Genomic DNA, 11,123 nt, shown 5'->3' with positions numbered 1-11,123 from the left:
CCCCCCGCCGCGTCTGCGGCGGGGGTCGAGGAGTGCTGCTGCGCGGGGTCGGTCGACATCCTGGTCAGCCTACGACCCGCGGAGCGGTGCGTCAGTTCGCGGGGGTCTCGCGACGCTCGCGGATGCGGGCGGCCTTGCCGCGCAGGTCGCGCAGGTAGTACAGCTTGGCGCGACGGACGTCACCACGGCTGGCGACCTCGAGCTTGTCGATGACCGGGGTGTGCAGCGGGAAGGTGCGCTCCACGCCGACGCCGAAGGAGACCTTGCGGACGGTGAAGGTCTCGCCGACGCCGCCGCCGTGGCGCCGGATGACGACACCCTGGAAGAGCTGGACACGGGAGCGGTTGCCCTCGATGACCTTGACGTGGACCTTGACGGTGTCGCCGGCCCGGAACTCGGGGATGTCGTCCCGCAGGGACGCCTTGTCGATCTCGTCGAAACGCTGCATGGCGCTTGTCGCTTCCTGCGAACGCCACAGGCCGTCCGCCCTCGTCAGTAATGTGTGAGGTGTCGCGCCCCCCGCCGCGTGCCGTGGGTCCGGACCGCACACCGTGCGGTCCTGCCCGGCACTCCCCCTGTGGCAGGGGCGGTGTCGTCGAGCGCGATGTCCGATTCTGCCAGAGGGAAGCGTGTGACCAGAAATCGTGGTGGGGCCCACCGGCGCCCGCGGGAGGACGACGGCCTCGCCTGGCACCCCGTCGGTGGCCTGCTCACCCTCCTGCTCATCGCTCCGGCGGCCGCCCTGCTGACCTCCCGCGTGCGCGGACTGGTCGAGATCGACCGGGACGGCGCCTCGGGGTGCACCGGCACCGAGGTGCTGTGGCCGATCGTGCAGGACGGCCTGCCCGCGATCGCGCTCGTCATCGCCATCCCGATCGCCCTGCTCTCCCTGGCCCACCGGGCCCGGGGCTGGGTGTGGCTCGCGGGCGCCCTCGTCGGGACCGTGCTGCTCGAGGTCGCGATGCGCCTGTGGGCGCCGGGCTGCGGCTGAGCGGCCCGCTCAGCCGCGTCGAGGTCGACTCAGGTCGACGGTGCCGGGCCCCTCGCCGGGACCGACGACCCGGTAGCCGGCCTTCTTGTACAGGCGCAGCAGGCGCGCCTGGTCGGCTCCGGTGTTGAGCCACAGCGTCGTGGTGTCCGCGGGCGCCAGCGCCTCGGCGTGCGCGAGCAGCGCCCGGCCCAGCCCCCGGCCCTGCAGGTCGGGGACGACCATGAGGCGGCCGATCTGCCACGTCGTCTCGCGGTGGGGGTCGCGGCGCACCCGGACCGACCCCACGAGGCGTCCCTCGGACCGGAAGAGGTGGGTCGTCCAGTGGGTCAGGCCCTCGGCGACCGCGGCCGCGTCCTCCGCGGGGGCGCCCCACCAGTGCTCCGCCGGCGTGACCATCTCGATCCAGCAGGCCTTCTGCAGCACCGTCAGCTCGGCCGCGTCGGCGCGGGTGGCCACGGAGTGGTCGAGCCCCGCGAGCTCCCGGGTGGTCGCGGCGACGTGCAGCAGGTCCGGGCGGCGGGCCGCCGTGCGGGCGAGTCGTTGCTCGTGCCGCCACTGCGCCACCGCGCCGTGGTTGCCGCCGAGCAGCACCTCCGGGACGGTGCGCTCGACGCCGTCCGCGTCGGCCCACACCGCGGGCTTGGTGTAGATCGGGTACTCGAGCAGGCCCCCTTCGTGCGACTCCTCGACGAGCGACTCGGCATTGCCGACGACTCCCGGCAGCAGCCGGCCGATCGCCTCGACCATCGCCAGGACGGCGACCTCACCCCCGTTGAGGACGTAGTCACCGAGGGAGACCACGCGCACCTCCATGCGCTCGGCCGCCCACTCGTACACCCGCTCGTCGATGCCCTCGTACCGCCCGCAGGCGAAGGCCAGCCACGGCGCCTGCGCCAGCTGGCGCGCCATCGTCTGGGTGAAGCGCTCACCCCCCGGCCCGGGCACGATGAGCACGGGTGCCGCGCCGTTCGTCCCGTCGGCGGAGTCGAGGACGTGGGTGAGCGCCTCGCTCCATGGTTGGGCCTTCATCACCATGCCCGCGCCACCGCCGTACGGGGTGTCGTCGACCGTGCGGTGCCGGTCGTGGGCGAAGTCGCGCAGGTCGTGCACCCGCAGGTCGATCAGGCCCTCGCGGCGGGCCTTGCCGATGAGCGAGATGTCGAGGGCGCCGAGGTACTCGGGGAAGATCGAGACCGCGTCGATGCGCACGGCTCACTCCCCCTTCGCGTCGAGGTCGAGCAGGCCCGGGGGCGCGTCGACGACGACCCGGCCGGCTTCGGGGTCGACCTCCGGCACGATCGCCTCGACGAAGGGGACGAGCGCCTCCTGGCCGTCGGGCCGGCGCAGCCGGAGCCGGTCCTGGGCGGCGCCGAGCTCCAGGGCGACGACCTCGCCGAGCACCGCTCCAGTGGGGTCGACGGCGGTCAGGCCGACGAGATCTTCCTCGTACCAACCTTCGTCGTCCTCGGTCGGGTCGGGCTGGTCACCCGCGAGGACCAGTCGCGTGCCCCGCAGGGACTCGGCACCGGTCCGGTCGGGGATCTCATCGAAGCCGAGCAACCAGATCCCCCGGTGCACGCGCGTCGTCGCGAGCGTCAGCTGCCGAGGGACGCCCGAGCCGGGCTCCGCGCGGGTGTCGAGGACGACTCCCGGCACCAACCGGCTCTCCGGGTCGTCGGTGTGCAGCTGGACGGTGACCTCTCCACGCAGGGCGTGCGGCTTGCCGATGCGGGCGACGACGTGACCGTCTGGGCGACTCATGGAGGACAACCTACGTATCCGGGCGCACAGATGGCGAATGGCCGCCCTCCCCGGTGGGGTGGGCGGCCATTCGACCGGGACGGCGGGCGCCGGCTCAGCGCTCGCGGTCGGTGTCGACGATGTCGATCCGCACGTTCTCGCCGCCGCTCAGGGCACCGAGGACGGTGCGCAGGGCGGAGGCGGTCCGGCCGGAGCGACCGATGACGCGGCCGAGGTCGTCGGGGTGCACGCGCACCTCGAGGATCTGCCCGCGACGCAGGTTCTTGCTCCGGACGACGACGTCGTCCTTGTGGTCGACGATGCCGGTGACCAGGTGCTCGAGCGCCTCGTCGAGCATCTCAGGCCTCGGTCGTGGTCTCGGCCTCGTCAGAGGACCCAGCGGCCTCCTCGGCGGGGGCCTCGTCAGCAGCAGCCTCGGCCTCGGCCTTCTCGGCAGCAGCCTTCTCCGCAGCAGCCTCGTCGGCAGCCTTCTTCTCGGCGGCCTCCTTGTCGGCCTTCTTCTTCGCGGTGATGGCCTCGTGCTCGGCACCCTCCTTGTCGGAGCCGGCGAGCGCGGCCTCGTAGAGGTCCTTCTTGGAGGGCTTGGGCTCCTTGACCTTCAGCGTGCCCTCGGCACCGGGCTCGCCCTTGAACTTCTGCCAGTCACCGGTGATCTTCAGCAGCGCGGCGACGGCCTCGGTGGGCTGGGCGCCCTGGGAGAGCCAGTACTGGGCGCGCTCGCTGTCGATCTGGATGAGCGAGGGCTCCTCGGTGGGGTGGTACTTGCCGATCTCCTCGATCGCCCGGCCGTCGCGCTTGGCGCGCGAGTCCATGATGACGACGCGGTAGAACGGTGCGCGGATCTTGCCCATCCGCTTGAGTCGGATCTTGACGGCCACTGTCGTGGTCTCCTTCAGTCATGAGCACGGCGAGACCGTGCGCCTGTCGCACGGGGTATCGAGCTCGGGGTGTAGGCATCCGGCGCACGCAGGAGGGATCCCCGGCGCGGACGGGTACAAGGGGCGATTGTTCCACGAGGACGGCGCCCGGGCCAAAAGCATGACGAAGGGGGCCGGCCCGCCCCGCCCTACGCCTCGCCTCAGCGGTTCTCCCAGGCCCCCGGGGCCGCGACGGCGTCGCTGACGGCGTCGGGGAACTCGCCGGAGAGCACGTCCGCGAGGCTCGTGCCGTCGAGGACCGAGCGGACGCTGGAGCGCACCGCGACCCACACGGTGCGCAGGTGGGTGGCCGCGCCCTCGTAGCTCGTCGACTGGGGGCGCTCCCCACGGACCTCGGCGAGCGGTCCGTCGACGGCGCGGATGACGTCCCCGACGGCGATCCGCTCGGCCGGTCGCGCCAGGAGGTAGCCGCCGGTCGCCCCCATCCGGCTGGTGACGAGACCGGCGCGGCGCAGGTCGGCGAGGATCGCCTCGAGGAACTTGCGGGGCAGCTCCTGCTCCGCGGCGAGCCGGACGACGGAGACGGGGGTCCCCCCTTCGCCGGATGCCGCGAGGGTGAGCATCGCGCGGACCGCGTAGTCCGATCGGGCCGAGATGTCCATCGCCCCAGTATCGCGGGCGCCCGCACCGCCCGGGACCACGGACTGAGACATAACACGCAGTTACTTGACCCATAAGCAGAGTTACGAGAAAACTCCCCCTTGTCTCGTGGGATATCCGGTCCCACCCGCGCCACTCCTGACGGAAAGAGTCCTCCGTATGCGCAAGCTCGTCCTCCTGGCCGTCGTCGGCCTCCTCGCCCAGCTCGTCGATGGCTCCCTCGGCATGGCCTACGGCGTCACCACGACCACGCTGCTCCTCGCGATCGGCACCAACCCGGTCGCCGCGTCCGCCACCGTCCACCTCGCGGAGATCGGGACCACCCTCGTCTCGGGCGCCTCGCACTGGCGCTTCGGCAATGTCGACTGGCCGGTCGTGCTGAAGATCGGCGTCCCCGGCGCGGTCGGCGCCTTCGCCGGCGCGACCTTCCTCTCCAGCCTCGACACCTCGACCGCCAAGCCGATCATGTCCGGCATCCTGCTGGCGCTCGGGCTGTACGTCCTCGTGCGCTTCACCTTCAAGGGTCTGCGCAAGGACCGCCTCGGCACTCCCCTGCGCAAGCGCTTCCTCACCCCGCTGGGCCTCTTCGGCGGCTTCGTCGACGCGACCGGTGGCGGCGGCTGGGGGCCGGTCGGCACCCCCGCGATCCTGGCCAGTGGCCGGATGGAGCCGCGCAAGGTCATCGGCTCGATCGACACGAGCGAGTTCCTCATCTCGGTCGCGGCGAGCATCGGCTTCCTCGCGGCGTTGGGCTCGCAGGGCATCAACTTCTCCTGGGTCGCGATGCTCTTCATCGGTGGCGCGATCGCTGCACCCATCGCCGCCTGGATCGTGCGCATCGTCCCGCCGCGGATCCTCGGCTCCCTCGTCGGTGGCCTCATCGTCCTGACCAATGCCAAGACGATCATGGGCTCCGGCGGCCTCGCCCTGGACGACCCGGCGAAGTGGGTCGTCTACGCCCTCGTCTGGGTCGGTTGGATCAGCGCGGTCCTCTACAGCCTGCGCGCCCACCGCGCCGAGGTCGCTGCCGAGGCCACCGAGGAGCGCGAGCTGGTGGGCGAGCCGGCCTGAGCTGCGCCCAACCCGTCCCACGTTGATCGGGTCACCCGAGGAACCCCCGCTCAGCAAGAGTTCGGAACTCTTGCTGAGCGGGGGTTTTCGGGGTGACCCGAGAATCCCCGCCGGGGACGAAGGGGGCTACCGCCCACCCACGCGGGCGCCCCGCAGGATCACGTGCTCCGGTCGCCCGCAGGCGCGCACGTCCTCGCGGGGGTCCTCGGCGAGGACGACCAGGTCGGCGTCCTCTCCCTCGGCGATGGCCGGGTGGCCGAGCCAGTCACGCGAGCGCCAGGTGCCAGCGGCCAGGGCCTGCGTCGTGGAGAACCCGGCGCGCGTGAGCAGCTCCATCTCCTGGGCGACGAGGCCGTGCGGGAGCGAGCCGCCGGCGTCGGTGCCGACGTAGACGTCGATGCCGGCCTCGTGCGCCGCCGCGATCGTCTCGAAGCGCCGCTCGTGCAGCGAGAGCATGTGGCGGTGGTAGTCGGGGAACTTCTCCGCGGCGGGCGCCGCGATCTGCGGGAAGGTCTCGATGTTGACCAGCGTCGGCACGATGGCGATGCCCTGCTCGGCGAAGGCCGCGACCGTCTCGGGGACCAGGCCGGTCGCATGCTCGATGCAGTCGGTGCCCGCTGCGGCGAAGTCGGCCAGGGACTCCTCGCCGAAGCAGTGTGCCGTCACCCGCGCGCCCTCCTCGTGGGCGGCGGCGATGGCCTCGACGAGCACCTCGCGCGGCCAGCACGGGGACAGGTCGCCGACCTCGCGGTCGATCCAGTCGCCGACGAGTTTGACCCAGCCGTCGCCGGCGCGGGCCTCGGCCCGCACCCGGGAGACGAGTTGCTCCGGCTCGACCTCGTGGGCGTAGTTGCGGATGTAGCGGCGGGTGCGCGCGATGTGACGGCCGGCCCGGATGATCTTGGGCAGGTCGTCGCGCTCGTCGATCCAGCGGGTGTCGGCCGGCGACCCGGCGTCGCGGATGAGCAGCGTGCCGGCGTCCCGGTCGGTGACCGCCTGCTGCTCGCTCGTCTCGGCGTCGACCGCCCCGTGGGCGTCGAGCCCGACGTGGCAGTGGGCGTCGACGAAACCCGGCAGGACGAAGCCGCTCACCGTCTCGACGTCGCCGCGTGTCGGCGGGCTGAAGGAGATCTTGCCGTCGATGACCCACAGCTCGGGGACGCTCTCCTGCTCCGAGACCAGGATCTCGCCCGTGATGTGCAGCACATCCACCATGGCCCGAGGCTAACCGATCGCGTCGTCGATCGGCTGTGCTCCGTCGTGGAACTCGATGGTCCGGCGCACGGTCGAGTTGGCGCCGAGGGTCGCGGTGATGACTCGGGCGACATTGGCCCGGGAGACCTTGCCGCTGCCCTCCCGCCCGACGTGGATCGTGCCGCTCGGCGGGTCGAGGGTCAGGCCGCTCGGCCCGAGCACGGTCCACTCGAGGTCGCTGGCCCGCAGGTGCTCGTCGGCGGCCGCCTTGGCCTGCGCGTAGGCGTAAAACGGGTTGTCGGGGTCGATGCCGTGGTCCGACCCGGCACCGCAGTAGCTGACCATGACGTAGCGCGGGACCTCGGCGGCCGCGGCCGCGTCCATGGACCGGATCGCAGCGTCCTGGTCGACCGCTCGGGTGCGCTCGGGGTCGCCTCCGCCGGCTCCGGCGGACCACACGACGGCGTCGTGCCCGCCCACGAGCTCGGCCAGCCCGTCGACGTCGAGCTGCTCGACGTCGGCGACGAGTGCGGTGGCCCCTCCTGCCTCCACCTCGGCGGCGTGGTCGGGATTGCGGATGACGGAGGTGACCTCGTGGCCCTCCTCGACGAGGAGCGGGGCGAGGAGGAGTGCCACCTTGCCGTGACCGCCGATGACGATGATGCGGGACATCTCGGATCCTTCCGGTCGGGATGCCCGGGAGGTGCCGGGCACCTCCACCCCATCACATGACGGGGTCTGCGGTCAGCCCACGATGAGTGCCCGCAGCGCCGCGGTGGTCACCTCGGGCTGCTCCGAGTGCACCCAGTGGCCGGCATCCTTGACCGTGACCGACCGCACCCGCGGGAAGAGCCGGCGCATCTGCGCGCTGTTGTCCTCGGTGACGTACGGGGAGCGCTCGCCCGAGAGCCACAGCACCGGCCCGTCGAAGGGGGGAAGTCCGGCGACGTCGTCCTCGGGCCAGCCGCCGATCGTCGCGATGTCGCGCGCGATGACCTCGAGGTTGGGCTGCCAGCGCCAGCTGCTCCCTTCGCGGCGCAGGTTCTGCAGGAGGAACCCGCGCACGCCCGGATCGGGCGCCGCCTCCGCCAGGGCGGCGTCGGCGTCGGCCCGCGACTCGATGGCCTCGAGGTCCATCGCCTGCATCCCGGCGATGAAGGTCTCGAACTCGCTGACGCTCGTCGTCGGCGCCGGTGGGATGTCGACGACGCACAGCTTCGAGACGAGGTCGGGGTGGCGCAGGGTGAGCAGCATCGCGATCTTGCCGCCCATGGAGTGACCGACGACGATCCACGGCTCGTCCGGGTCGATGGCGCGCAGGTTGTCCGCGACGATGTCGCCGGCGGCGACGTAGTCGAAGCGCTCGGTCCACGGCGAGCGCCCGTGGTCGGGCATGTCGAGCAGGGTCGGCCGGCAGATGTCCGCCAGCCCCTTGGCGATCTGGTTCCAGTTGCGCCCCTGGCCGAAGAGGCCGTGGCAGAACGCGACCCGGGGGCCGGAGTCGCCGGAGGAGATCGCGTGCAGCGTCGGGCTCACGAGGGCCTCACTGACCGAGGAACTTCTCGAACCCCTTGGGCAGCTGGCTCGGGTCGAGGTCGGCCGGAGCGTCCTGGCCACCGGCCGCGCCGGCGCCGAAGGCGGACCCGGCGGGACCGCGACCAGCGGCCCGGTCGGCCGCCTCGCGCTCCTGCTGGGCGCGCTTGGCCGGGTTGCCGGACTTGCCCTTCTTCTTCGGCTGCGACTTGCCCTTCTTGCGGCCACTGCCGCCACCCATGCCGGGGACGCCGGGCATGCCCGGCATGCCGCCGCCGCGGGCGAGCTGCTTCATCATCTTCTGCGCCTCGGTGAAGCGCTCGAGCAGCTGGTTGACCTCGGAGACGGTCACGCCGGAGCCCTTGGCGATGCGGGAGCGGCGCGAGCCGTTGATCTGCTTGGGGTGCGTGCGCTCGAAGGGGGTCATCGAGCGCACCATCGCCTCGACCCGGTCGAACTCGCGCTCGTCGAGGTTGTCCAGCTGCGCCGACATCTGGCCCATGCCGGGCATCATCTTCAGCATCGACTTCAGCGAGCCCATCCGCTTGAGCGCGGACATCTGCTGCAGGAAGTCGTCGAAGGTGAAGTCCTCCTCGGCGAGGAACTTGCGCTGCATCTCCTCGGCCTGGCCGCGCTCGAAGGCGCGCTCGGCCTGCTCGATGAGGGTGAGCACGTCACCCATGTCGAGGATGCGGCTGGCCATCCGGTCGGGGTGGAAGACCTCGATGTCCTTGGTCTGCTCACCGGTGGAGGCGAACATGATCGGCCGCCCGGTCGTGCCGGCGACCGAGAGGGCGGCACCACCCCGGGCGTCACCGTCGAGCTTGGAGAGCACGACACCGGTGAAGTCGACGCCCTCGGCGAAGGCCCGGGCGGTCTCGACCGCGGCCTGACCGATCATCGCGTCGATGACGAAGAGGACCTCGTCGGGCGCGATCGCCGAGCGGATGTCTGCGGCCTGCTGCATCAGCTCCGCGTCGACGGCCAGCCGGCCGGCGGTGTCGACGATGACGACGTCGTGCTGCTGCGACTGGGCGTGGGCGATGCCCGCGCGGCTCACGGCGACGGGGTCGCCGAAGGAGCGCGTCCCCTCCCCCGACTCGAGGACCGCGTCGTGCCCGCCGGTGTTGCCGCGCTCGGGGGCGAAGACCGGGACACCGGCGCGCTCACCGGTCACCTCGAGCTGGGTGACGGCATTGGGTCGCTGCAGGTCTGCGGCGACGAGGATCGGGGTGTGCCCCTGCTGCTTGAGCCAGGCACCGAGCTTGCCGGCGAAGGTCGTCTTGCCGGAGCCCTGGAGGCCGGCGAGCATGATGACGGTCGGCGGGCGCTTGGCGAACTGGATGGTCCGGGTGTTGCCGCCGAGGATCGTCACGAGCTCCTCGTTGACGATCTTGATGACCTGCTGGGCCGGGTTGAGGGCCCCACTCACCTCCGCGCCGGTGGCGCGCTCGCGCACCGCGGCGGTGAACTCCTTGACGACGGGCAGGGCCACATCGGCGTCGATGAGGGCCATCCGGATGTCGCGGACGGTCTTGTTGACGTCGGACTCGGACAGGCGCCCCTTGCCGCGGAGGTTCTTGAAGGTCGCGGTCAGGCGGTCGGACAGGCTGGTGAACACCCGGCCAAGGGTACTTGCCCGCGGCTCCTCCCTTCGCCTCGTGGTGGCACGGGCGCCTCAGGCGCCGTCACAGGCGTCGATGACGGCCGCCAGCGCCCGCGCTACCGCCGCCGGCCCGAGCTCGCTGCCCCGACGGTCGGTGACGTAGAAGGTGTCGAGGGTCTGCCCGGCGAAGGTCGAGATGTGTGCCGACCGCACGCTCAGCCCTTCCTCCGCGAGGACCTGCCCGAGGTCGTGCAGCAGTCCCGGCCGGTCCTGCGAGCGCACCTCGAGGACCGTGGCGCCGCTGCCGGCGCTCGGCAGGACGAACGCCCGCGCTCCCCCGGCCGCACCGGCCGGGGCGTCCCCGCGCCGGCGTCGGGCGAGCGCCCCGAGCGCGGCGCGGTCCCCGGCCTCGAGCCGGGAGAGCCCCGAGGCCACCCGCACGGCCTCGGGCGGGTCTCCTCCCGGCGACTCGACGAACCACTCGTCGACGGCGATCCCGTCCACGGTGGCCAGTCGGGCCCGCCGGACCGTCATGCCGTGCGCCGCCAGCAGACCGGCCGTGTCGGCGAAGAGCCCGACCCGGTCACGGCAGTGGACCCTCAGGGCCCACCCGCCGGGTGCCCGCTCGACGCGCACGTGCGGGCGTCCGGCGACGACGTCACCGAGGGCCTCGTCGTCGACCTCCGGCGCCGGCGCGAGCGGCGGGACCGGAGGCGTCTGTCCCGTGAGCCGCTCGCGCACTCGGCCGGTGAGGGTGTCGACGAGCCCCGCCCGCCAGTCGGTCCAGGCAGCCGGCCCGGCGGCCCGGGCGTCGGCGATGGTCAGCGCCCGCAGCAGCTCGAAGGTCTCCGCATCACCCTCGACGAGGTCGCACACGGCGCTCGCCGTGGCCGGGTCGGCCAGGTCGCGCCGGGTCGCGGTCTCGACGAGCGTCAGGTGCTCCCGCACGAGCAGCACGACCCGCTCGCGGTCGTCGTCGGGCACGCCCCACCGACGCAGCACGCGGTCGCTGATGTCGGCTCCCGTGCGCGAGTGGTCGCGGGCACCGGCGACCTTGCCGATGTCGTGGAGCAGGGCCGCGAGGAGCAGCAGGTCGGGGCGGGCGACGTCGCGCGCCAGGCTCGAGGCGCGGGCGACCGTCTCGAGCAGGTGCCGATCGACGGTGTGCCGGTGCACGGGGTTGTGCTGGGGCCGGCAGCGCACGGCGGCCCACTCCGGCAGCCAGCGCTCGATGATGCCGACCTGGTCGAGCCCCTCCCACACGGGCGGCAGCCCGGGGCCGGCAGCGAGGAGGTCGCCGAGCAGGTCGCGGACGTGCTGGTCCCACGGCAGGGAGGGCTCGGGGCAGGCGGCGAGGTTGGTCAGGGTCTGCGGCGCCAGCGGCAGACCGTGGCGAGCCGCCACGACCGCAGCACGAAGGGGGAGGCTC

General features: G+C 72.5%; 13 protein-coding genes. 2 read left to right on the top strand and 11 right to left on the bottom strand.

Annotation, left to right across the window (positions count from 1 at the left end; all coding sequences use genetic code 11):
* Positions 1–91: 91 nt before the first annotated feature.
* Positions 92–448 (bottom strand): 50S ribosomal protein L19, encoded by a 357-nt coding sequence (gene rplS / locus JAN01S_RS15540; protein WP_068319612.1) that lies wholly within the window; start codon positions 446–448, stop codon positions 92–94.
* Between the two features lie 183 nt (positions 449–631).
* Between rplS and JAN01S_RS15535 the strand changes: the two genes are divergently transcribed.
* Positions 632–991, top strand: a complete 360-nt coding sequence (locus JAN01S_RS15535; protein ID WP_068319610.1) for a hypothetical protein — start codon at positions 632–634, stop codon at positions 989–991.
* Positions 992–1,000: 9 nt separating this feature from the next.
* On the opposite strand, the gene trmD is transcribed toward JAN01S_RS15535, so the two are convergent.
* The 5 genes from trmD to JAN01S_RS15510 all read right to left on the bottom strand — a co-directional run bounded on the left by trmD (position 1,001) and on the right by JAN01S_RS15510 (position 4,292).
* Complete coding sequence (gene trmD, locus JAN01S_RS15530) at positions 1,001–2,200, bottom strand: tRNA (guanosine(37)-N1)-methyltransferase TrmD (RefSeq protein WP_068319608.1); 1,200 nt, start codon at positions 2,198–2,200, stop codon at positions 1,001–1,003.
* Positions 2,201–2,203: 3 nt separating this feature from the next.
* A complete protein-coding gene (rimM, locus tag JAN01S_RS15525) occupies positions 2,204–2,752 on the bottom strand; it encodes a ribosome maturation factor RimM (protein WP_068319606.1) in 549 nt (182 codons plus the stop codon).
* Positions 2,753–2,846: 94 nt separating this feature from the next.
* Positions 2,847–3,089, bottom strand: a complete 243-nt coding sequence (locus tag JAN01S_RS15520; RefSeq protein WP_068319604.1) for an RNA-binding protein — start codon at positions 3,087–3,089, stop codon at positions 2,847–2,849.
* Position 3,090: 1 nt separating this feature from the next.
* Entirely contained in the window at positions 3,091–3,630 is a 540-nt protein-coding gene (rpsP, locus tag JAN01S_RS15515) for a 30S ribosomal protein S16 (protein ID WP_068319600.1), read from the bottom strand.
* Positions 3,631–3,830: 200 nt separating this feature from the next.
* A complete protein-coding gene (locus tag JAN01S_RS15510) occupies positions 3,831–4,292 on the bottom strand; it encodes an RrF2 family transcriptional regulator (RefSeq protein ID WP_068319598.1) in 462 nt (153 codons plus the stop codon).
* A 157-nt stretch (positions 4,293–4,449) separates the two neighbouring features.
* Here JAN01S_RS15510 and JAN01S_RS15505 point away from each other — a divergent pair, with 157 nt between their 5' ends.
* Positions 4,450–5,361 carry a sulfite exporter TauE/SafE family protein gene (locus JAN01S_RS15505; protein ID WP_068319596.1) on the top strand — a complete coding sequence of 304 codons (912 nt, stop codon included), beginning with the start codon at positions 4,450–4,452 and terminating at the stop codon, positions 5,359–5,361.
* A gap of 126 nt (positions 5,362–5,487) precedes the next feature.
* On the opposite strand, the gene JAN01S_RS15500 is transcribed toward JAN01S_RS15505, so the two are convergent.
* From JAN01S_RS15500 to JAN01S_RS15480, 5 genes are all read right to left on the bottom strand, one after another.
* On the bottom strand, positions 5,488–6,576 hold the full coding sequence (locus JAN01S_RS15500; RefSeq protein WP_068319594.1) for an amidohydrolase family protein: 1,089 nt from the start codon (positions 6,574–6,576) through the stop codon (positions 5,488–5,490).
* A gap of 9 nt (positions 6,577–6,585) precedes the next feature.
* Positions 6,586–7,227 carry an NAD(P)H-binding protein gene (locus JAN01S_RS15495; protein WP_068319592.1) on the bottom strand — a complete coding sequence of 214 codons (642 nt, stop codon included), beginning with the start codon at positions 7,225–7,227 and terminating at the stop codon, positions 6,586–6,588.
* Between the two features lie 72 nt (positions 7,228–7,299).
* Entirely contained in the window at positions 7,300–8,091 is a 792-nt protein-coding gene (locus tag JAN01S_RS15490; protein ID WP_068319590.1) for an alpha/beta fold hydrolase, read from the bottom strand.
* Between the two features lie 7 nt (positions 8,092–8,098).
* Positions 8,099–9,709 (bottom strand): signal recognition particle protein, encoded by a 1,611-nt coding sequence (gene ffh / locus JAN01S_RS15485; protein ID WP_068319588.1) that lies wholly within the window; start codon positions 9,707–9,709, stop codon positions 8,099–8,101.
* A 57-nt stretch (positions 9,710–9,766) separates the two neighbouring features.
* Positions 9,767–11,123: ACT domain-containing protein (locus tag JAN01S_RS15480; protein ID WP_157075796.1), on the bottom strand; the 1,357-nt coding region annotated here is incomplete at its 5' end.

It is taken from the genome of Janibacter anophelis NBRC 107843 (assembly GCF_001570945.1).
In the GTDB taxonomy this organism is placed as follows: Bacteria; Actinomycetota; Actinomycetes; order Actinomycetales; family Dermatophilaceae; genus Janibacter; species Janibacter anophelis.
The sequence above is the reverse complement of the archived record's forward strand: the minus strand, read 5'-3'. Positions and strand labels throughout refer to the sequence as shown.

Excerpts from the sequence above, each read along its gene's own strand:
- JAN01S_RS15510 (WP_068319598.1), bottom strand. The coding sequence starts at position 4,292 with ATGGACATCTCGGCCCGATCGGACTACGCGGTCCGCGCGATGCTCACC.
- JAN01S_RS15520 (WP_068319604.1), bottom strand. The coding sequence starts at position 3,089 with ATGCTCGACGAGGCGCTCGAGCACCTGGTCACCGGCATCGTCGACCAC.
- JAN01S_RS15505 (WP_068319596.1), top strand. The coding sequence starts at position 4,450 with ATGCGCAAGCTCGTCCTCCTGGCCGTCGTCGGCCTCCTCGCCCAGCTC.
- rplS (WP_068319612.1), bottom strand. The coding sequence starts at position 448 with ATGCAGCGTTTCGACGAGATCGACAAGGCGTCCCTGCGGGACGACATC.
- JAN01S_RS15500 (WP_068319594.1), bottom strand. The coding sequence starts at position 6,576 with ATGGTGGATGTGCTGCACATCACGGGCGAGATCCTGGTCTCGGAGCAG.
- JAN01S_RS15495 (WP_068319592.1), bottom strand. The coding sequence starts at position 7,227 with ATGTCCCGCATCATCGTCATCGGCGGTCACGGCAAGGTGGCACTCCTC.
- rimM (WP_068319606.1), bottom strand. The coding sequence starts at position 2,752 with ATGAGTCGCCCAGACGGTCACGTCGTCGCCCGCATCGGCAAGCCGCAC.